This window comes from Paenibacillus sp. FSL P2-0121 (assembly GCF_037975345.1).
GTDB classification, from domain to species: domain Bacteria; phylum Bacillota; class Bacilli; order Paenibacillales; family Paenibacillaceae; genus Paenibacillus_AQ; species Paenibacillus_AQ odorifer.
Window position 1 is genome coordinate 2105801 of the sequence record NZ_CP150245.1, and the last position, 23768, is coordinate 2129568.

The 23768-nt window shown below is 44.6% G+C and carries 12 protein-coding genes; 7 read left to right on the forward strand and 5 right to left on the reverse strand.

The window, feature by feature from the left end:
• Nucleotides 1–624: 624 nt before the first annotated feature.
• Entirely contained in the window at nucleotides 625–8478 is a 7854-nt protein-coding gene (locus MKY54_RS09175; protein ID WP_339190267.1) for a pullulanase, read from the forward strand.
• Between the two features lie 163 nt (nucleotides 8479–8641).
• Here MKY54_RS09175 and MKY54_RS09180 read toward each other — a convergent pair whose 3' ends face one another.
• The gene (locus tag MKY54_RS09180) at nucleotides 8642–10387 is read right to left on the reverse strand and encodes an alpha-glycosidase (protein WP_076126468.1); all 1746 of its coding nucleotides are present in this window, start codon (nucleotides 10385–10387) and stop codon (nucleotides 8642–8644) included.
• Nucleotides 10388–11266: 879 nt separating this feature from the next.
• On the opposite strand from MKY54_RS09180, the gene MKY54_RS09185 reads away from it, so the two are divergent.
• The 6 genes from MKY54_RS09185 to MKY54_RS09210 all read left to right on the forward strand — a co-directional run bounded on the left by MKY54_RS09185 (nucleotide 11267) and on the right by MKY54_RS09210 (nucleotide 19719).
• Nucleotides 11267–12598 (forward strand): maltose ABC transporter substrate-binding protein, encoded by a 1332-nt coding sequence (locus tag MKY54_RS09185; protein ID WP_076126469.1) that lies wholly within the window; start codon nucleotides 11267–11269, stop codon nucleotides 12596–12598.
• 107 nt (nucleotides 12599–12705) lie between these two features.
• Nucleotides 12706–14019, forward strand: a complete 1314-nt coding sequence (locus tag MKY54_RS09190; protein WP_036684375.1) for a sugar ABC transporter permease — start codon at nucleotides 12706–12708, stop codon at nucleotides 14017–14019.
• Nucleotides 14016–14858 (forward strand): sugar ABC transporter permease, encoded by an 843-nt coding sequence (locus MKY54_RS09195; RefSeq protein WP_076126471.1) that lies wholly within the window; start codon nucleotides 14016–14018, stop codon nucleotides 14856–14858. The genes MKY54_RS09190 and MKY54_RS09195 overlap by 4 nt, the downstream gene beginning before the upstream one ends.
• A gap of 97 nt (nucleotides 14859–14955) precedes the next feature.
• Nucleotides 14956–17010 (forward strand): methyl-accepting chemotaxis protein, encoded by a 2055-nt coding sequence (locus MKY54_RS09200; protein ID WP_081390573.1) that lies wholly within the window; start codon nucleotides 14956–14958, stop codon nucleotides 17008–17010.
• 167 nt (nucleotides 17011–17177) lie between these two features.
• Nucleotides 17178–18095 carry an AraC family transcriptional regulator gene (locus MKY54_RS09205; RefSeq protein WP_076279416.1) on the forward strand — a complete coding sequence of 306 codons (918 nt, stop codon included), beginning with the start codon at nucleotides 17178–17180 and terminating at the stop codon, nucleotides 18093–18095.
• 118 nt (nucleotides 18096–18213) lie between these two features.
• Nucleotides 18214–19719: an alpha-glucosidase/alpha-galactosidase gene (locus MKY54_RS09210; RefSeq protein ID WP_280752681.1), complete on the forward strand. Its 1506-nt coding sequence runs from the start codon at nucleotides 18214–18216 to the stop codon at nucleotides 19717–19719.
• A 1184-nt stretch (nucleotides 19720–20903) separates the two neighbouring features.
• Here the strand turns inward: MKY54_RS09210 and MKY54_RS09215 are convergent.
• The 4 genes from MKY54_RS09215 to yhbH form a co-directional block, all read right to left on the reverse strand.
• Nucleotides 20904–21536, reverse strand: coding sequence for an IS3 family transposase (locus MKY54_RS09215; protein WP_339190268.1), 633 nt, complete (start codon nucleotides 21534–21536; stop codon nucleotides 20904–20906).
• A 6-nt stretch (nucleotides 21537–21542) separates the two neighbouring features.
• Nucleotides 21543–21725 carry an IS3 family transposase gene (locus MKY54_RS09220; RefSeq protein ID WP_339190269.1) on the reverse strand — a complete coding sequence of 61 codons (183 nt, stop codon included), beginning with the start codon at nucleotides 21723–21725 and terminating at the stop codon, nucleotides 21543–21545.
• A 53-nt stretch (nucleotides 21726–21778) separates the two neighbouring features.
• Entirely contained in the window at nucleotides 21779–22096 is a 318-nt protein-coding gene (locus MKY54_RS09225) for a transposase (protein ID WP_036683594.1), read from the reverse strand.
• Nucleotides 22097–22514: 418 nt separating this feature from the next.
• Nucleotides 22515–23678 (reverse strand): sporulation protein YhbH, encoded by a 1164-nt coding sequence (gene yhbH, locus MKY54_RS09230; RefSeq protein ID WP_036684553.1) that lies wholly within the window; start codon nucleotides 23676–23678, stop codon nucleotides 22515–22517.
• Nucleotides 23679–23768: the final 90 nt, after the last annotated feature.

The window sequence follows — 23768 nt, forward strand, 5'->3', positions numbered from 1 at the left end:
AATAGATAAAGTCATTCAAAAGGAGGAAATTGCTACTTTTGGAAGGAACACAAGAAATTTCAATGCAATATTGTTGCTTTTCACCAAAAAAGTATGAATGATTCGGGAATTTTGATCTTAATATGTATAAATGCGGTCTGAATTTTGTGAAAAGAGCATTCGCTGAATGCAAACGTATGGCTTAAAGGATGCAAGAACTTAGCTGAAAGGAAGGGAAGAACAAGTTTCGTTTTTATTGCGGCTTTAAATTGAGCTTTTATTTTAGAAAATACTGGTTGACAATACCGTAAATTCGGCATTAGTATGTAAATCAAAATACAGCAAGCGTTTTCATTGGGTATTTTTAGGCTGTAATCAGTTGCACTAACGATCGGGTTTTATGGACTAGTGTTTGTGCATAGCTTTTTGCAAACGATTGCACTAATTTCGACATGATGTATCAAGCTTTTACTTTGATAGAAGGATGGTGACAGCGTTGAATTGGCTTGACGAGCCCTACATATAGACCTTCTTCACCTTCAGAAGGAATTCGCATGATTTATAATCTCATAAATTGGTGGGGTTTGTGAAATCATGTATCCGCTTGCAAAAAGGGAATTCATAATTATGGGAGGTTTTGCAAAAATGAAAATAACTTTATGGGGGAAGAGGGCATTTGCGATCTTTATGATCATTGCTCTCGTGTTCTCTGGTCTTGGACTACATCCTGTTAATGTTACAGCAGCAACGACGAAGGTTGTGTTGGTTGGGGATCTGCAGTCTAAATTTACATCGACAGATGCGGAAGCGCCGGGTAAGGATTGGGATGAGACATCGGTAGTTACCCAAATGACCTATTCAGATAATGGCCTATATTCTTTTACAGGCACACTGCCGGCAGGAGAATATAACTACAAGGTTACTCTAAATGATTTATGGGATGAGAACTATGGATTCACAAGTTACACCAATCCTCAGGGGAGCAATGATGGGGAGAATATTCATATCAAGCTAGAAACAGAGACTGCCGTGACCTTTTATTATAATGACTTAACTCATAAAATAGCCGATTCCACGTATTACACACCGATTGCTTCCGCTAAACTACCAAGATTGACAGGAAACCTGCCGGCAGAAGCACTTACCACATTATCTGATCCTGATTTTGATGATGTTTACAGTACGGTGGCCACCCTTCCTAAGGGAGATTACACCTACCAAGTTTCTGTTCCAGGAGACGGTGAAGCCGGGGATCAATTGTATCGCGAAACTGCTAATAATCTGAGTCTTCCTTCCGATCTGCCGGTTACCTTTAAATTTAATCCACTGGATGGCAGTGTGACAGCTGAATATAAAATTCCTTCTGAACCTGTTGAGGTTACCCCTGTTCCGGCTGGACACATCCGTATTCACTACAATCGGACAGCTGGTGACTATGAAAATCAGGGATTATGGACATGGGATGATGTTCAATCCCCTTCCGCAAATTGGCCAACAGGGGCAACTTCATTTCCTGAAGGGCAAATCGATTCTTATGGTGCTTATGTTGACGTGCCAGTGAAGGATGGAGCCAAGAAAATTTCGTTCCTTGTGGTAAACCGAGTCACTCAGGCTAAGGATGAAGGCGATAAACTCTTTGCCATTAACACGCCTGAGACGAATGAAATTTGGATCAAGCAAGGGTCAAATGATGTAACACCGTATGAACCAGTTGCACTTGCTCCTAATACAGTGCGAATTCACTATACCAGAGCTGATACAAATCATGATCAATACGGACTGTGGCTGTGGGATGACGTCGTAGCCCCATCCGAAAATTGGCCGTCTGGTGCCACTCCTTTTGTGGCAGATCAAACAGATCGTTATGGTGCATATGTTGATGTTCCGCTTATTGAGAACGCGAAGAAAATTGGCTTTATTGTGATGAAACCTTCGAACGGTGATAAGGACGGTGACAATAAAACCTTTAGCCTGCTGGATCGATACAATCAGCTATGGGTTAAAGAAGGAGACAACAATGTTTATGTTTCTCCGTTTGGAGAGACACCAATTGGCTTAGTATCCGCAGAGGTGTTGTCGACGAGCAAAATCCTTCTCGGCTTCACACTGACTGACGGTTTGGATCCAGCAGCCTTAAAGTCAGCAATTACAGTTAAGGATAAAGAGGGTGCTGCAGTCCCGATTACTGCGGTAACCCTTACAAGCAAAACTTCAATCGAAGTGGATACAGAAGCTTTTGATTTGGAAAAAGTTCCGCTTAGCGTTACTTATTCAGGTAAAACAGTCTCCGCCGCAAGTGGCTGGAGAATGCTTGATGAAATGTACAATTATACCGGAGACGATCTTGGAGCTACGTATAATGCTGACAAAACAGCCACATTGAAATTATGGGCACCTAAAGCAAGCGGAGTCGTTGTAAATCTTTACGATAAGAATGACTCTAACGTGCAAGTGGGTAGTGTTGCTTTAACACTCGGCGAGCAAGGGGTTTGGTCAGTCCAGCTGAAGCCAGCTGATTTGACAGGCACAACGGCAACAGATGTAAGGGGCTTCTTTTATCAATACGAAGTAACGAATGACGGTGTAACCCATAAGGTCCTTGATCCTTATGCTAAATCAATGGCGGTATTCACTGTGGATACCACAGGTGCTGCTGGTGCCGGCGGGGATACAGTGGGCAAAGCGGCTATCGTTGATTTAAGCCAGACGAACCCTGATACCTTTGGGTATGCTGATATAAAAGGCTACGAAAAACGTGAGGACGCCATCATCTACGAAGTCCACGTGAGAGATTTTACATCGGATGTATCGATCGAGGATAGTCTGAGTGGGGAAAGATGGGGTTCTTATAGCGCTTTTGAAAAGAAACTTGATTATATTAAATCTCTTGGTGTAACGCATGTTCAGTTGCTTCCTGTGATGGCTTGGTATTACGGGGATGAGACGAAGATGGGGACTAGAGAGCCAGATTATTCCGCAAAAAACAATGAATACAACTGGGGGTATGATCCTCATAGCTATTTCTCTCCGGACGGGGCTTATTCACAGAATCCTGCCGATCCAGAAGAGCGGATTAAAGAACTAAAAGGTTTGATTGATGCCGTGCATGAAGCTGGAATGGGTGTCGTTCTGGACGTAGTGTATACTCACATGGCTAAAAAAGAATTTTTAAACGACATCGTACCTAATTACTATGCCTTCCAAGATGCAAACGGCAACTTTATCGGGGGGTTCGGCAACAATTTAGCCACCAACCATAAAATGGCTGAGAAGCTGATGGTTGATTCGGTAAAATACTGGTTTGAAGAGTATAAGATTGATGGAATGCGCTGGGATATGATGGGCGATGCGACAGCTGATGCTGTTCAGCATGCTTATGATGCCGCGGCAGCAGTGAATCCGAAGGCACTCTTTATTGGTGAAGGCTGGAGAACATTCGGCGGCGCTGCGGCTGATCCTTCTCTCGCTGGGCAAGGTGCAGATCAGGATTGGATGGACAAAACGGATAGTGTCGGTGTTTTCTCCGATGAATTCCGTAATGAATTGAAGTCTGGTTATGGTTCCGAAGGTCAGCCTAGATTTATTACCGGTGGAGCACGTCCGATCGCTACAATCCTGGACAATATTAAAGCTCAACCTTCGAATACACCAGCAGATGATCCGGGTGATATCGTCCCATACATCGAAGCTCATGATAATCTGACACTTCATGATGTCATAGCACAATCGATCAAGAAGGATCCGGATATTGCTGAGAATGAGCTTGAAATTCAGCAGCGGATCAGATTAGGAAATATGCTCGTATTAACTTCTCAAGGTACAGCCTTCATCCATGCCGGTCAGGAATATGGGCGGACTAAGCAGTGGAAGGGCACAACGGATCCTGAGGATAAATTCACAGAGATGTTCGACAATAACAACCAATCGTTTGGCTATTTCATTCATGATTCTTACGATTCATCGGATGCAGTTAACATGTTTGATTGGACCAAAGCAACGGATGAATCTAAGTTCCCAGTACAGAACACGACAAGAAAATATACGTCGGGTCTGATGGAGCTAAGAAAATCAACGGATGCCTTCCGATTGGGCGATAAGGATTTGGTTGACTCTAACATTAACCTGATCCCTGCTCCAGAAATGAAGGATAACGATCTTGTCATCGGTTATTCCAACAAAGCAACAGATGGTACTGGCATCTATTATGTCTTCATGAATGGTGACAGCACAACTAGAAAACTGACCTTATCTGAGGATTTGACGGGTGGTCAAGTGCTTGTGGACAACGATGAAGCTGGTGTTACAGCGATACCGGCTGCGCAGCAGACAGGTTTTATTTTGACAGCAAATTCAATTACATTAGAGCCTTTGACGGCTGTGATTATTCAAAAGGAAGCTGCACCAGTTACGCTTACCTCTTTGGAAACAGATAGTGCAAGCTACACGCTGGCAGCAGGAAATACGCATCAAACCGCTGTTTTTGCGAAATATGATGACAATAGCAGAAGTAATGTTACTAAGAAGGCTACTTACCTTTCCAATAAACCTGAAGTGGCTACAGTAACTGATAAAGGTCTAGTCAAAGCGGTTGGGCTAGGAACGGCAACCCTTACTATCTCTTATGAGGGTGTTTCCACAACCGTCACCGTTAAAGTTACTGACAAACGATATGTTCAATTCACTTATACCCGTAGCGATAAGGACTATAAGGATTGGAATATCTGGGTTTGGAACACTGGAGCTAAAAATGACCAGATTGATTTCACAACCTTTAAGAATGGCACAGCGAGCGTTCTGATTGAGGTTGCGGAGAATGCAACAAGCGTTGGATTTGTCCTGCGCAAAGGTACGGATTGGAACACGGGAAAACAAGACTACCCGGACGATCGTGTCATACCGTTGACCCCTGGTGAACCGTTCACTAAGGTGTATGTAACCAGTATGGTTAAAGAGCTTGATATCAAACCAAGTATTAGCGGCCCCATTTTAAAAGATGGAACGATTACTTTCAGATACCGCGACGACGCTTTGTTCCGTAATGGAAATATGGACGCAATAACAGCTGCTAAAGTAAAAGTGAACGGCACTTCGTATCCAATGATCTATGATCCGGCTAACGAGTGGTTCACTTATACACTGGCTGATTTAAAAGAAGGTATGTATAAATATACTTTCTTGATTACTAAAGACGGCGTCACTACCGAAATTACAGATCCAAAGAATACGGTGAATGATGAATCTGTTATTGATTATCATCAACCTGTCGTTACGATTACGGCATCCGTAAGTCCAGAGGCAGTCACATCCAATCAGAATGCTGTTGTAAGCATCAACGCTTCCTCTTCGGAAAAAGTAACTTACTCTGAAGCATATATGGATTTAACCAATCTTGGAGGACCTAGCAAAGTTAAGCTGGATACGGAACTCTTGAGACAAACGGTTGCTGTGAAAGACACGGTGTCAGCGGGCATCAAGGATATTCCGATTACGCTCGTAGACCAATACGGCAATGCACATAAGGAAAAGGCTACACTTGAGGTGAAAGCAAGAACCTATACAGGGGATAAGCTGGATTTTGATTGGGATGAGGCCCGGATTTATTTCGCGCTTACAGACCGGTTTAAAGACGGTGACCCAACGAATAATGAGAATGTAAATAAAGATCATCTGGAAGCTTATCATGGTGGAGATTTCCGGGGGATGATCGACAATCTCGATTATTTGCAAGAGCTAGGAATTAACACGTTATGGATCACGCCAATCGTAGATAATATTGATTTTAACAAAGGCGTTGATTTTGGCAGCGAACAATATGGATACCATGGGTATTGGGCAAAAGATTTTACCAAGCTCGACGAGCATCTTGGCGATATGGCAACCTTCAAGGAGCTGATCGAAAAGGCGCATGACAAAGGGATCAAGATCATGGTTGACGTTGTACTCAATCATACGGGTTACGGTCTGAAAGCTGAGGATACCTATCCGACAATTACAGCTGAGGATAAAGCACGTTTCGAAGGGATGCTGCGCACGGATGGTGTATCCGCAGATACAGATCCAATTAAGGGTGAGCTTGCTTTTCTGCCAGATTTCAAGACGGAAGATCCAGCCGTTCGTGAAAAAATTATCGCTTGGCAAACAGGCTGGTTAGACAACGCACGTACGGAACGTGGAGACACGATTGATTATTTCCGTGTGGATACAGTCAAGCACGTGGACGATACGACTTGGAAAGCCTTTAAAAATGCACTGACAGCGATTGATCCAAACTTCAAAATGACCGGCGAATACTTCGGTGGAACCATTGATAACAATGGTGGTATGCTCGAAACTAGCCAGATGGATGGTCTGCTTGATTTTGGATTTAAAGATGCAGCCAGAGATTTTGCAAATGGTAAGGTAAACAGTGTGGATGCTTATCTGCAGGAACGTGAATTAAAGATCGATAATACGAAGATGATGGCTCAATTCCTGAGCAGTCACGATGAGAATGGTTTCTTGTCTGATTATGTGGGAGGCGATAAAGGCAAGCTGAAGATTGCTGCAGCTCTGCAAATTACCGCCAAAGGACAGCCGGTAATATACTACGGAGAAGAACTGGGGAATTCCGGCAGCAATGCTGGAAATATGTCTGAAGGTCAATTCAGTGAGAACCGTAAGGATATGCCTTGGGATCAATTGACGGCAGAGAAGCCACTACATGACCATTATCAAAAGCTGTTGAATATCCGTGCGAAGTACTCCAAAGTGTATTCCAAAGGTGCGCGCACGAAGCTCGCAGGTTCAGATGATTCAGGTTATTTAGCTTTCAACAAATCTTATGAAGATGAGAACGTAGTGACGGTAATCAATACTAAAACTAGTGGGAATTCTGTAACGATTCCAGTACCGTTTGCTGCCAATTCATCGGTAACCGATGAATACAGCGGTAAAACATACATGGTTTCCGAAGATCAAAAGGTAAATATTGATCTGCCAGGCAGAGATGATGGAGGCACGGTTATTTTGGCGGAGGTATCGGATGTTATACCGACACCAACGCCGACACCAACGCCGACGCCGACACCAACGCCGACGCCAACGCCAACGCCGACGCCGACACCAACGCCAACGCCGACGCCAACGCCAACGCCGACGCCGACGCCGACGCCGACACCATCGTCGACGCCAACGTCGACGCCAACACCAACACCAACATCGACGCCGACGCCGACACCAACATCGACGCCAACGCCGACACCAACAACGACACCAACGCCGACACCAACAACGACACCAACGCCGACTCCAGAAGTAACACCGTCGCCTGAGGTGACACCAACACCAACGCCAGAAGCCACAGCGGCACCAACCTCTGGAGTTGTTGTTAACCCTAGCCCTACGCCGCCAGCGGATACTCAGGTTGTGAATGAGGATAGCTTGAAGAATGGTAAAGACGGCAAGGTGCAAATTGATGTTGCTGCCGGTAAGACAGCGGTACGCTTACCTTTACAAGCTGCACAAATACTAGGAACTAATGATCTTGTGTTTAAAATGGGAGATCTGTTAGTTACTATCCCTAGCCAGCTTTTAAGTACAATGCCAAGTTTAGCTTCAGGTATTGATGGGGTAGGTGCCCAAATCTTGCTTGAACTGAACCCACTGGCGCAGTCTGCTGCGAAAGCCATAGTAGACGGTATAAACAAAGATAGTGCTCATATTAGCTCTCTTTCCGATGTATTTGAATTCAGACTTAGCGTGCTGATGAAAGACGGTACTCGGATTGTAATTAAGCAGTTCGATGAGCCGATTACGATCTCATTCAAGATTAAAGGGCAATTCAACAAAGACTTAATCGGAATCTATTATTTAAGTGATAATGGCGGGTTAGAGTACGTGGGAGGACAGCTGAATGGAGATGTGATCACGGCACAAGTCACACACTTCAGTAAGTATGCTGTGCTTGAAATCGATAAGTCGTTCAAAGATGTTCCTGCAACCTATTGGGCATTTAAGGCGATTCAATCACTTGCCGCCAAACAAATTGTGTCAGGGGTCACTACCTCTGAGTTTGATCCAAAAAGTAATGTTAGCCGTGCGGAATTTACAGCACTACTAGTACGTGCACTTGGCTTAAAAGCGGCGGAAGGGCAGGTCCTGTTTACTGACATCAGGTCAGATGCATGGTATGCCTCATATGTAGCCACAGCTACTAAGCTGGGTATTGTTAGTGGACGGAGTAATAATAGTTTTGCGCCGAATGCATCAATTACCCGTGAGGAAATGGCTGTTATGGCGATCCGCGCACTTGAAGTGAAGTCTGGTAAGAAGCTTGAACCTGTAGCAGTCTCTACGGCATTTACTGACGCTTCAAGTATTAGCAAGTGGGCGGAAGCCTATGTGAAGACTGCAGCAGACTTAGGACTCCTGCAAGGCCGAGAGAACAAACGATTCGCTCCAAAAGCATGGATGACCCGCGCAGAAAGCGCACAGGTTATTTATATGCTGCTGAGCAAGTAGGCTAAACTAAGGTGTGCTGAATTCTGGCACCCCTTAGTTTGAGCAGCGGTTAGCATTTTAGTATGCTCCAAAAGAAAACAGGGTATCCCGAAGCGATTATCGCTTGCGAGATACCCTGTTTTGTTATGCTGTATGGCTGGGCAGTGGGAAGAAAAGAAATCTTTTAGATGATTGCCTTTAGGATAGCGAATCCATAGGCTGGCATTTTCACGATCAGCTTGCTGCGTTCTGTGCGCATTGTTTCGCCTGTAAACAAGTTCTCCCAATCCCGCTCGTCTACGTCAATACGGAAGGTCTGTGCGGTCTCTTCACTGTTGATTAGTACCACAATCGTCTGCAGATCCAGCCGGCGCTCATAGGCTAGCTTGCTGCCTTGTTGTCCTGCCTCAAGGAAGGTAAATGTACCTGTGCGGAGAGCAGGGTGGTCATTGCGTATTTTAATAAGCTGACGATAGAACTCGAAGAGCTCTCGATCCTGCTTTTCAGGGTTCCACTCCATGCATTTGCGGCAACCAGGGTCACCTTCACCGTCCATGCCGATCTCGTCACCGTAATAGATGCAGGGAGTGCCCATAAAGGTGAATTGGAACAGTGCCGCTAATCGCATCTTGTTTTTGTCTCCAGCAGCCAGCGTAAGCAGTCGTGGAGTATCGTGGCTATCCAGCAGATTAAAAGCAACTTCACTAGCCTGCAGCGGGTAGCGTGATAACTGTTTACCAATGGAATTGGCGAATCCTTCAGCATCAAGAGTGCCATGCACAAAGAAGTCAAGGACGGCGTCAGTGAAAGGATAGTTCATAACGGCATCAAATTTATCGCCTTCCAGCCAAGGTGCAGATTCATGCCAGATTTCCCCCAATATGTAGGCCTCAGGATTAGCACGTTTAACCACCTTGCGGAATTCCCGCCAGAAATCATGATCCACTTCATTGGCAACGTCCAGACGCCAGCCATCGATCCCGACTTCTTTGATCCAGTATTCTGCGACTTTCAGTAAGTATTGTTTAACTTCAGGGTGTTCTGTGTTTAGCTTTGGCATTAGCGGTTCAAAAGCAAAGGTGTCATAAGTAGGGACACCGTTTTCAATCTGAAGCGGAAACTTGCGAATATGGAACCAATCTTTAAAGGCGGAAGCCTCTCCTTTTTCTTGAACATCTACAAAAGGAGCAAAGGTTTTGCCAGAATGATTGAATACGGCATCTAGCAGGACACGAATCCCACGTTTATGGCAGCTATCGACGAGCTTTTTTAAAGTCTCAATATCTCCAAAATGCGGATCGACTTTCATATAGTCTTCTGTATCGTATTTATGATTAGTAGTTGCATCAAAGATAGGTGTGAAATAAATAGCAGTGATCCCAAGCTCGTTAAGATGATCTAAATGATCAATAACCCCTTGCAGGTCGCCGCCAAAAAAATTGGTTGGTGTTGGTTCGGAGCCCCATGGCTGAACATTTTCCGGATCAAGGCTCGGGTCACCATTTGCAAAGCGTTCTGGGAAGATCTGATAAAAAACAGCGTCCTTTACCCAGGCAGGCGGAGCAAATACATCAACGCGGTTAATGAAGGGGAATTCGAACAGCTTGTTTGGGTTTTCCGGCCGCACCGTTTGAAAGTCACTTTCGGTCATCCAAATTCGTTCGTTATCTTTTTGAAGTAAGAAGCCGTATTTCAAGCGGCGGTAGAGAGGTACTGAAGCACATTCCCAATAGTCAAACATAGCATCGGAGGTGAAGAGGGTCATGGGAATTAGCTCTTTTGTGGTATCCCAAGCATATTTATCTCCAGCAAAGGCGAACACTTCGGTTAAATCCCCTTTTTTAGCGCGTAGACGCAGGTGAATCGTACTTTCATTATAGGCATAAGACCAATTTAACCGCGGACGATGATACACTGCTTCCAGTAACATGATAAATCCTCCTAAAGTTTTGTTAGCGTTACTTCCTCGGATACTTCGGCAAAACCACATCGAAAGCATAGGCTAAGTTTTGTTAGCGTTACTTCCTCGGATACTTCGGCAAAACCACATCGAAAGCATAGGCTAAGTTTTGTTAGCGCTACTTTCTCGAAAGCATAAACTATTCCCGGACGATACTCCACAGAGCGCGTGGAATGTAGAATGTCGCTATTGTTATTGGTTGCACAGTTTTTTATGCAACATGCACTAAATCAGTAGCAGAGTAGCACATAACAAAGAGGCACAACCACCGCGAAGTAGCTTGCCCGAGGTTGTACCTTTGATAAGTAACATTGCCTTTTAATTATATAGAACAGGAGGCAGACAAGGGATGTTGTGCTTCATGCTGGACAGCCTCTTAACGTTTTGGATTATAGCATGGAATAAAAGGGCTTTCAATACTCTTGTTCAAACCATTGCACTAAATTTCACTAAAGTAAACGAGCATTGTGAAGGGCAATTTATGAGAAATCTCTTGAAATAGAGAAAATGTGGCATATTAGGGGCAAATAAAATAGATATTCCAATAATAAACACATGAATTATCGACTAATTAAAAGATATCATGTGAAAAATGGAGATATATGCCTATAATGTATATCAAATAATGGAAAATGACCCAATACAGTATATGCAAACGTTTTTAAAAACAATCGTTACTGTTGTATGATGTACTCATGAATGAAGCGCTTTCTTACCTGTGAAATGCAGATACAGAAGGAGCAAGCTAAAAGAAGAACTTTTTTTTTAGCCTTTCTGAAATCGTTTGCGCAGATTGCAGCACTACTATTTTCCATCTTACGTTTTTAAAAATTGGGAGGGGTTAAAGTAATGAAATTGAAAAAAATGATGGTTATCACCGCAGCTTTCTCAATGGCTCTGTCCGTTACAGCATGCGGTTCCAACAACAACAGTACGAATAACGGGGGCAACAACGCAGCAAAAGCTACTAATAATGCTACTACAGAGACTGCAGCGCCAGAGAGCACAGATGCAGCAGCAACAGATGAAATTGTACCTGAAGATGGCGCAACTCTAGTGGTATGGGAAAGTAAAGAAGAAAGACCTTTTGCAGATGAGATTGCTAAACAGTTCACAGCAAAATATAACGTTCCAGTCAAGGTTGAAGAATTGGCACCACCAGATCAAGTAACTAAACTTACTCAAGATGGTCCTTCAGGATTAGCGGCAGACGTTATTCTTATCCCTCACGATAACTTAGGTAAAGCGGCAAGCGCGAGCTTGGTTCTTCCTAACGATGTCTTCGGTGAAGAAACAAAAGCTAACAATACTGAAGCTTCGATTATCGGATCTTCGTACGAAGGCGAATTGTATGGTTACCCAAGAGCAGCAGAAACTTATGCATTGTTCTACAATAAATCGCTTGTTAAAGAAGCACCTAAATCATTTGATGATGTTCTTGCATTCAGCAAAACATTCACGGATAAATCGAAAAATAGATATGGGATTATGTGGGAAGTAGGAAACTTGTACTTCAACTACATGTTTATCGCTTCCGATGGCGGATACCTCTTCGGTAAGGATGGTACGGATAAAGATGATATCGGTCTTGCTAACGATGGTGCAATTGCAGGACTTAAAGAATTTGTGAAACTGAAGGAAGCATTGCCAATTAAGAGTGGTGATATCAACAGTGATATCAAACGCAGCTTGTTCAACTCTGGTGATGTAGCTATGGATATCACAGGTCCATGGGAGCTTGGAGGATACAAAGAAGCTCTTGGTGACAACCTTGGTATTGCTCCAATCCCTACAGTGAATGGCAAAACAGCAATTACATTCTCTGGTATTAAAATTTTCGCAGTTAACTCGTTTACTCAATATCCGAATGCTGCTAAATTGTATGCGAATTTTGCTTCAAGCAAAGACGCTCAGCTGTTACTGAACAAAACGATTGGTTCGGTTCCTACAAACAACGAGGCGCTTCTTGATCCACAGATCTCTAGCGATCCATATGTCTCTGTTTTTGCAGAACAAGCTAAGAACTCCCAACCGATGCCTTCTATTCCTGAAATGGGTAACGTATGGAGCCCAGTGAATGCTGCCCTTCCAGAAATTTGGGATAAAAATGGGGATCCAAAAGCAGCAATGGACAAAGCTGTACAACAAATCAAAGATTTGAATAACAGTGCATCCCAATAAGGATCATAATTCACTGTCTTAACAGCATACAGTGAATCAAGCTGCCCGCCGCATGTTTAGCGGCTGGCAGCTTCTTATTTTCACTCGGAGAGGAGAACGGAAGCGAAATGCAACGACATCGCACGAGGGCCGCAATACTGTCGACGATTTTTATGGGATTGGGACAAATATATAACCGCCAATTCGTTAAAGGAATATTATATTTAGCCGTAGAAGCTGTAGCCGTTTTTTATTTTATTGAGAACCTTGCCAACTCTTTATGGGGCATCGTAACACTAGGAGAGAATCCGAGTCGTCTGGTTAAAGTGAAGGGGATCGCCAAGATGGTTACCGGTGATCACTCGATTTATATCATGATCCAAAGCTTGATCACCATCCTTATTCTTATTCTATTGATTATCGCCTGGTATTTGAATATCAGAGATGCTTACAAGATTGGAGAAAAACGTGATAACGGTCTTCAGGCAAACACTTTTAAACAAAGTGTTCGTTATATCCTGGATTACAAGTTTGCTCAAGCGTTTCTAGTCTTGCCGGGCATTGGTGTTCTATTCTTTACGATTATGCCAATTATCTTCATGATCCTGTTGGCCTTTACGAACTATTCCGCACCTGATCATCTTCCACCCGCCAAATTGGTGGACTGGGTTGGATTTCAGACCTTTCGTAATTTATTGGTCCTTAAGACATGGAGCCACACTTTTTATGGTGTATTAACATGGACAATTATATGGGCAGTTCTTTCAACCATTACTACATACTTCGGAGGACTGTTGGTCGCTTTGCTGGTGAGTCAGAAGGGCATTCGCTTCAAAGGAATGTGGAGAGTAATTCTGATTGTGCCTTACGCGGTGCCACAGTTAATCTCGCTTCTGCTCATGCGCAACTTATTTAACGGTCAATTCGGGCCTATCAATCAATACATGGGGTATTTTGGATTGGATGGTTTACCGTGGCTGACTGACCCATTCTGGGCTAAGGTTACCGTAATTATCGTTAATATGTGGGTAGGTATTCCTGTTTCTATGCTGCTTATCATGGGCGTTCTGACTACTATCCCACGGGATATGTATGAAGCTGCTGAGGTGGATGGAGCATCGGGTTATCAGAAGTTCCGTATCGTAACGTTGCCGATGGTATTGTTCTCTACAGCACCGACCTTGATTACGCAGTTTGCAGGTAACATCAACAACTTTAACGCGATCTTCCTATTAACTGGTGGTAGTCCCGTAAATGGTGACTATCAATATGCCGGTTCTACGGACTTGCTAGTAACCTGGTTATACAAATTAACGCTAGATCAGAATAAAAACAACATGGCTTCGGCAATAGGGATTATTATCTTTATCATTGTCGCTTCATTCTCCCTGTACAATTACCGCCGGACGAAGTCATTTAAAGAGGAGGATATGATCCAATGAGCAGAAAAGTCGCGAACTTTATTCGCTTAGCAGGTAGTTATATTATCTTGATTGCTTTGTCGATAGCTGCACTCTATCCTGCCCTTTGGATTCTTTTAGCTTCTTTCCGACCTGGTAAATCATTGTACAGCAAAACGTTTATTCCCGAGCAATTCACTTTATCACATTACAGAGAATTGTTCACATCACCCAGCTATATGTTTGGGACTTGGTATGCCAATACCTTGAAAATAGCTGTGTTCTCGATGCTTATCGGGGTAGTTCTTACTTTGTTAACCAGTTATGCCGTATCCAGATTCCGGTTTAAAGCGCGTAAAACAGCGTTATCCACCGTATTGATTCTTGGTATGTTCCCTGGTTTTATGAGTATGATCGCTATTTATATGCTGCTTAAAGAGTTTAATTTGCTGGATACACATATTGCGTTAATTATCGTTTATGCGGCCGGGGCGCCGCTGGGAGGGACCTTTATCGCCAAAGGTTTCCTCGATACGATTCCTCGTTCCTTGGATGAGGCCGCTCGTATTGACGGGGCGAGCAATTTCGGAATATTTATGCGAATCATCTTACCTTTGTCACGTCCTATGATCACATATATGGCGCTGACTCAGTTTGTTGGACCATGGGTGGACTTCATTTTTGCGAGACTCATTCTGCGGACTAAGGAGAACTGGACAGTGGCAGTGGGGATGTGGGATATGGTTAACACCAATCAAAACACTAACTTTACCTTGTTCTCTGCGGGTGCGGTTTTGATCTCCATTCCAATTATGATTTTGTTTGTATTCTTGCAACGTCTGCTAGTAGATGGCTTGACAGCAGGAGCTAGTAAGGGGTAAACCCATTCGCTCGCTTCATGCTAATAAATGATCAGGGTACAGCCTTTATACAGAAATGGAGGGCTGTACCCTTATTTCGTCATGGGGAGTGAACTTAATGAAAAAGTCCTGGACTCTATATTTTAAATCTGTTGGAGTTAAACTGTTCGTTATTTTATTTAGTTCTATAGTTCTCTTATCCTCCGTGCTAGGATTGACTTCCTATTTTGCCGCTAAAAATATCATTACGAATGAGGTTGCTGCAGCCTCCACACAATCTGTAGTTCAGGCAGCGGACAAGCTGGATTTTGTGCTGGCAGAGTATGAGGCACTATCAAGGCAGTTTGCACTCGACTCTGTGTTAAAGGGTGATTTAGAAAAAATAAATAGTGGCGAGCTTACAACTGTGGCCAAAGCCGGTGCTGAAGATCGGATTCGCAGAAAGCTGGACTTGGTAAAAGGCTCTGATGAGCGGATGTATGGCGTCAGGCTGGTATCCAAGAGCTTGGTAGACTCAGAATCTTATAAGTCTGCTGGCATAAGTGGGATTCGTAGTGATGAAGGCATTTCCGCAAGATTAGAGCAAATTGCCGCAGCTAAAGGAGAGCCAGTCTGGTTTCCCGTTCGTGAGAAAGGCTTTTTTGATGCTTATACTGAGCCATCCTTAACTATGGGGAGATTGCTACGTAATCTTTTACATCCCGAAGCGGAGTATTACATGCTAATCGAAGTGAAAGGGAAGGCCATGACTGAAATGCTGTCTAACCTTCAGATTGGGATGACCGGTGAAATTCGTATCTTGAGTGCGGATGGCAGCATTGTGTATGGTGCGGATCATGCCAAGCTGGGTCAACCCTCTTACATAAAAGTTTCAGAAGAACAAGGGAAAGAGCAAAATCATTCATTTACAGCGGAGGATGAGAACGGAAGTTCTCAGCTTGTTGTATACCAGCCCCTGGCGACTGCCAAGTGGATGCTTATGGGGTATGCTCCTGTCAGTGATTTTACTAAGTCTGCGGACAAGCTTTTATATATCACATTTTCTGTGGTGCTGGCGGCAGCCTTAATAGCACTACTAATTGGTTATATTCTTGTTCGATTGGTAGGGCGCCCGCTGGGTAAGCTGGCAATCTTGATGGAGGAAGGAGAGCGTGGGAACCTACAGGTACGAACCAATTTCAAGGGCAAAGATGAGATTGGCCGCTTGGGTCAAAGCTTCAACAAAATGATGGAGCAGATCTCCTTACTTGCAAGGCAGAGCGGGAATTCGGCAGATGAGGTCCTCCTTACTTCGGAACAATTAGTACAAGCATCAAGTACAATCTCCCTCCATGCCAGAGAGGTTGCGACCGCTACCGGTGAGATTGCAGCGGGGTCAGCCAGCCTCGCTGTTGAAGCCGAACGCAGTTATCACAATGTTGAGATTATCGGCAACAAAATGAGTGAAGTGACGGAAATAAATACAGTGATGGACCATTCAGCAGAACGGGTCATTGAGGTTAGCAATCAAGGTACAGAGCTGATGAAGCTGCTGGTAGAGCAGAGTGAGTCTACGGTAGAGGTGATCAATCGAATTCAAGATAATTCTACTAAGCTCAGAGAAAGCACTCATTTAATTCGCAGTATACTCAGCCCTATGATTGCTGTGAATAAGCAGACCAATATTTTGGCACTAAATGCTACCATAGAAGCAGTTAGAGCAGGTGCGGCAGGTAGAGGGTTCATAGTGATTGCTGATGAAATCAGGCAGCTCGCTAACCAGTCGAATGAATCGATTCAATCGGTCTCCAAGATCACGGAAGAGATTGGTCTACATATCGAGAACACCGTTAAGGATATCAATGAAGCCGCTCCTAAGTTCCGTGAACAAATCTCTTCTGTAAGAGAGTCGTCAACGATATTCGCGAGTGTCAAAGAGGAAATGGAACATTTCATGAAACATATTAGTGAATCTTCTGCTTCTGTCCTCGAACTGATTGAGTTCCAGCGTCAACTCGGTGAATCCATGGCCAGCGTAAGCTCCATCGTCCAGCAAACCACTGCTTCGACGGAGGAGGTAGCTTCTATGTCATCTCAGCAATTCACGGTTAGTGAGGAATTGGTTGCCCTATCGGAAAAGCTGGAGGGCTTGGCAGCCGATCTTAAGCACTCTTTGGTTTCTTTTCAAGTATGACAATATTATTCTAATAGAGACGGGCAATTTTCCAATATAATGGAGAGTTGCTCGTTTTTGTTGATTTGATTGCTATCGGACGTTATCTTGTCTTCGAAGTGGCTAAAGAGATACACTTGTATTAAGTAATAAATGAAGAAAGTAGTGATCCATTGACGAACTTAAATCTGAGCCCCAGCGGGAGTCTTTTTCAGCAGGTTTTAATCGAGGGAGATTATAGTCCTCATTTTTTTGCTTACTATTATAAACAGTGGAATAACTACAATATGTCTTACCATCAGCATAATTCAACGGAAATCATGTATTTGATCTCAGGAAGTTGTATCGTAGATGTCCGTCCAAGCTCAGGAGGAGAAGAGAGAGTTCGGCTGAAGCGGGGAGAATTGATCATTTTAGACGCGAATGTTCCGCATAGGCTGATTGTTGAAGAGGGGGCACCTTGTCGGATGCTAAATGTGGAATTTGGGTTCATGGAATATAGAGGGGTTGCACCCTCTGTCGGCAAGCTAGCCCGTGAAGAAACGGCGCTCGCAGAAATGCTGCAGCTTCCTTTTTCCAGTTTAGTAATGCCTGATCCGGAGGAAATCTATCATGTTCTAAAGGGACTTGTGTTAGAGCTTGATCAGAGCGGCGGAAAGGGTGGAAGTATGGTTGATTTATTATTTTGTGAGCTTCTGTTGCGGTTATCCAGACTTCGGCAAGAGCAGCTTCATACCAGCCAACAGCCCTCGCAGCTTTATGTGCGGCGGAGCATTGAATTCCTGCATCAGAACTATGACCAGAACATTCAGGTTAAGGACATCGCTGCCGCAGTTAATCTGCATCCCGGATATTTGCATCGAATTTTTAAGAGCCATACGGGTCGGACGCTCAGCGATTACTTGAATATGCTGCGAATGGAGAAAGCGAAGATGCTGCTTGGGCAGAGCGACATCCCGATTGCTGAAATTGCAGATTACGTAGGAATTAGCAGCAGGCAATATTTTCACCTTCTTTTTAAAAAATACGCCGATTGCACACCTGTAGAATTCCGCAATTCCATTGAGCGTCACGCCTGGAGTTATGAAGAGCATGATTTTCAGTAGATAGGTTAGGATTTTTGACACCTTCTTTCAAAAGAGGTCATGATATTGGTTACGCTTTCCTAAGGTCCCTTGCTACAATGGACAGGAACAACCAATTCATTACCGGAGGATGATAACCATGTCATTTAAAGTGTCTTTTATAGGGGCAGGCAGCATTGGATTTACCCGTGGATTGTTGCGGGACTTACTAACTGTACCGGAATTTAAAAATATCGAAGTCTCATTTATGGATATTAACAGCCACAATCTGGAGATGGTCACGGAGCTATGCCAGCGTGATATTAAGGAGAATGGTTTAAATATACAAATTCAGGCGACAACGGATCGCAGAGAAGCACTGAAGGATGCCAAGTACGTATTTTGTACTATTCGGATGGGTGGGCTTGAAGCCTTTGCTACGGATGTGGACATTCCCTTAAAATACGGAGTTGATCAGTGTGTGGGAGATACTCTGTGTGCGGGTGGCATCATGTACGGGCAACGCGGAATTGCGGAGATGCTGAATATTTGCCGTGATATTAGGGAGATGGCAGCACCGGATGTGCTTTTGCTTAACTATTCGAATCCGATGGCTATGCTGACCTGGGCCTGCAATAAATATGGTGGTGTTCGGACCATCGGTCTATGTCATGGTGTACAGCATGGGCACCAACAAATTGCGGATGTGTATGGTCTTAAGAAATCCGAAGTTGATATTATCTGTGCGGGCATCAATCACCAGACCTGGTATATTTCAGCAAGTCATGAGGGGAAGGATCTGACCGAAGGTCTTTTAGAGGCTTTTGAGAAACATCCGGAATTCAGCCGTACGGAAAAAGTGCGCATCGATATGCTTCGTCGCTTTGGATACTATAGTACAGAATCCAATGGACACTTAAGTGAGTACGTGCCATGGTATCGTAAACGCAGTGATGAAATTATGGATTGGATCGATCTGGGGAGCTGGATTAACGGAGAAACAGGCGGTTATCTGCGTGTCTGCACGGAAGGTCGGAATTGGTTCGAGACCGATTTTCCAAACTGGATGAAAGACCCGGCATTGGAGTATACGAAGGAGAATCGCGGGGAAGAGCACGGCTCTTATATTATAGAAGGATTGGAAACGGGACGAGTGTACCGGGGGCACTTTAATACAGTGAACAATGGCGTAATCTCTAATTTACCAGAGGACGCCATTATCGAAGCACCGGGATATGTAGACCGGAACGGGATCTCCATGCCATTGGTAGGTGAATTGCCGCTTGGGCCTGCCGCCGTATGTAACGTGAGCATTTCAGTGCAACGTCTGGCGGTTGAAGCAGCTGTACACGGCGATGATAAGCTGTTACGTCAGGCATTTATGATGGATCCACTCGTTGGTGCTGTATGTAATCCAAAAGAAATCTGGCAGATGGTCGATGAGATGCTCGTCGCAGGGGAACAGTGGCTGCCTCAATACAGCGAAGCTATTGCTAAAGCCAAGGAACGTTTGGCTTCAGGAGAGCTTATCCCAACGAACGCTAACAACGAGGGCGCTGCTCGCCTGAAGGTGAAGTCGGTGGATGAGATGATGCAGGACCGGGAAGCAGCGAACAAAAATGCTGGTGAGTCTGATAAAGGCAAGGATAGAGAGAAGGTTCAATAAGGTGTTGCATTGAAAGCTTTTTAACTATAAATAACCTCCAGATTCCATAGTTTGGGACTGGAGGTTTTTTTAGGATGGAAGTCTAAGAGGGGGAAAAACAAAACAGCAGTCATAGCTTACGAAAACAAGCTGACATGGGTGGGGAGTACAAGTTTATCGGTACCGATCCAAATTGTGAAATTAGGTTTATAGTAGGAGTTATTATGTAACTGAAAAAAGAAAGTTAGTTTAATTTCACTGGCTTATTTTTTTATCTATACCGTAGCGCCGAGCGCTACAGTAATTCCACACAGTTGCCCTACATACTATACTGACGCATTCCTCGATACTTACGGACTCAGATGAGCAATTTGCCCCTCCCCGATACTTGCGGACCCAGATGACGCTATTCGCCCATCCCCCGATACTTGCGGGCCTAGATGACGCTATTTGCCCATCCTCCGATACTTGCGGACCCAGATGACGCTATTTGCCCATCCCCCGATACTTGCGGACCTAGATGACGCTATTTAGCAATTTATCGCCTTTGGAGCGTATTATCGGACCCCAGTGCAGCTATTGCTCAGAATGAGGCTCGTTTTTGGTGTTTTTCATGCCTATAGCGGCTATGGGGTCCGATAGCAAGCCAAATATGCGATAAAGCTACGTATAAGGTCATCTGTGTCCGAAAGCGCCGATCCCCCAGTAATCCCTCAGTTGCCCTAATTGGATTTCCAGCGCATTCCCTGATACTTACGGACCTAGGTGACACTATTCGTTTATTCCCCGATACTTGCGGACCTAGATGACGCTATTCGCCCATCCCCCGATACTTTCGGACCCAGATGACGCTATTCGCCCATCCCCTGATCTTGCGGACCCAGATGACCCTATTTGCAAATTTATCGCCATTGGAGCGTATTATCGGACTCCAGTGCAGCTATTGCTCAGAAAGAGGCTCTTTTTTGGTGTTTTTCGTGCTAATAGTAGCTATGGGGTCCGATAGCAAGCCAAATATGCGCTAAAGCTACGTATAAGGTCATCTGTGTCCGAAAGCGCCGCCCCCCCCAGTAATCCTACAGTTGCCCTACATACTATTCTGACGCATCCCCGATACTTACGGACCCAGATGACCCTATTTGCAAATTTATCGCCATTGGAGCGTATTATCGGACTCCATGGACCTCTGTCAAGAAAGTGGACAGTCACGCAACAGACATTCTAGTCAATTGCTCAGCAAAACGAACTGGAGAAAGATAACCCAGCGCGCCATGCATTCGCTTGCGGTTATAGTAAAACTCAATATATTGAAAAAGTGTCTGGTAGGCTTGCTCCTTAGTTTTGAATCGCGGATTACAATAAATGAGCTCCTTTTTCAAAATGCTGTGCCACGACTCGATGCAGGCGTTATCATAACAGTTACCTCTGCGGCTCATGCTGGACTCCATGCCATACGCTTTCAACTGCTTCGTGTATTCATGAGAAGTATATTGAGAACCTCTATCGGAGTGATGTAATAGACCCTTTTCCGGTTGTTTAGCTTCGTAGGCATCTTGTAAAGCGCCCGAAATCAAGCTAGTTTCCATATGGTTCTCCAAACGCCACCCCACGATTTCGCGCGTGCAAAGGTCCATCACACTAGCCAGGTACAAGCGCCCTCCCCGGCAAGGAATGTACGTAATGTCGGTAACCCATACTGAATTGGGTTTGCGTATTTTAAATTGCTGGTTCAGCGTATTCGGGGCAATCGGATGGTCATGATTGGAGTCAGTGGTCTGTACCCGATACGTTTTGGAGACAATGGAGCGAAGCTTCATATGTCGCATGTACACACTCACCGTGCGTTAGGTAACGGTATAACCTTCTTGATGTAACAGGCGGGTGATCTTCGGACTCCCATACCGCTTTTGATGGTCTGTAAAATGATACTGAATTCGCTTCATTATCGCAGCCTTACGAAGCATATGCGTACTGGTTTTTTCTGTCCGCCACTTGTAGTACCCGCTCCGTGACACATGTAGGGTCATGCACATCTTCTCCAAGAGAAACTCGGAGCGATGTTTTTCAATAAACTGGAATCTCAGTTCCTTGGTTTGCTGAAGATGTGCACTGCTTTTTTTACGATCGCTAATTCCTCTTCCACATCGGCAATCTTGTTATCTTTTTCTTGAAGTTGACGGCTCATTTCTTTCAACTGTGCCTCGAGTTCTCGTACTCGATCCACGCTAGCTGCCGGTTCATTCTTTAATTCTCGATACTGGCTCATCCATTGATGCAGGGTACTTTTTGGGATGTTGAGCTCTTCCGCCAAGTCGCCCACTGTCTTTGTTTGCTCTTGAATGAACTGCACTGTCTGTTTTTTAAATTCTTCGTTATACCGTTGTCGATGTTCTCCCATGTGAACACACCTCCGTGGACTCATTATCGCCAGTCTGTTAACTACTGTCCACTTTTTATTCTAGCTTCACCAGTGCAGCTATTGCTCAGAATGAGGCTCGTTTTTGGTGTTTTTCATGCCTATAGCGGCTATGGGGTCCGATAGCAAGCCAAATATGCGATAAAGCTACGTATAAGGTCATCTGTGTCCGAAAGCGCCGATCTCCCAGAATCCCCAGTTGCCCTAATTGGATTTCCAGCGCATTCCCTGATACTTACGGACCCAGATGACGCTATTTGCCCCTCCCCTGATACTTGCGAACTTAGATGACGCAATTTACGAAGTTTGTTGTTTTGGTCAAGAAGGTGAGACGCCAAAAACGCGGATGTTCCATCAGCCATTTTTGGCTTTTGGGACATCCGCGTTTTGGAGTGGGGGATTAAGAATTAACCGTACCTTTTGGACTAAAGAAGGTCTTCAGCGCCTGATACACTTCTTTTTTGTCTTTAATGACGTAATGCATGAATTGTTCATGTTTCAGATGGCGATAAGCTGACATCAAGGTACTGCTACGATTGTATTGGTTCACCTCACCGTAGCCGAACATATTGCTTCGTTTCAGCAGTTCTCCGATCAGCTTCACGCAACGTTCGTTGTCGGAGGTGAGATTATCACCATCGGAGAAGTGAAATGGATAAATGTTGTACTGCGCAGGCGGGTAGCGGCTATCGATAATTTCAATCGCTCGCTGATATGCTGAGGAACAAATCGTTCCCCCGCTTTCGCCACGGGTGAAGAAATCATGCTCACTGACTTCCTTAGCCTCCGTATGGTGGGCGAGAAAAACAATCTCTACCTTCTCATACTGGCGGCGCAGAAAACGGGTCATCCAGAAGAAGAAGCTGCGGGCGCAGTATTTTTCAAATGAACCCATCGAACCTGACGTATCCATCATCGCAATAATGACCGCATTGGAATGAGGTGTTCTAATATCATCCCATGTTTTGTAGCGCAGATCATCTGGGCTGATACTGTGAATGCCGGGATTTCCGCTGCTTGCATTGCGTCGGAGATTTTCCAGCAGCGTACGTTTCTTATCGATGTTGGACATCATCCCTTTTTTACGAATATCGTTAAAAATAATGGATTTGACCTCGATCTCTTCCTTATTCTTAGGCTTCAGATGAGGCAATTCCATATCCTGAAACAGAATGTCCTCCAGATCTTCCAGATTGACCTCTGCTTCCACGGTATCTTGACCGGGCTGATCGCCTGCTTTTTCTCCTTTACCGGGCTGTGCCGATTGTGAATCGCGCCCAAGGACATCACCGACCTGACTTTCCCCGTCCCCCTGTCCTACATGCTTCTGTTTACGGAAGTTATAAATAATCCGGTATTCATCCAGACTGCGAATCGGAACCTTCACAATCTGCTTACCGCCTGACAAAATAATATTTTCTTCGGTAACGAGGTCAGGCAAATTATCCTTGATGGCTTCTCTGACCTTTTGCTGATGGCGTTCCTGATCCTGATGACCTTTACGATGAAGGGACCAGTCTTCTTTTGAGACTACGAAGGAAAAGGGACCGGATGATTGCGACAGGATGACCACCTCCCATGGAATATGAATGTTAATTGAGGGAATTTTTTGCAAAGTATATATTTGGATCCCCCGCAAAGTACCTGAGTACGC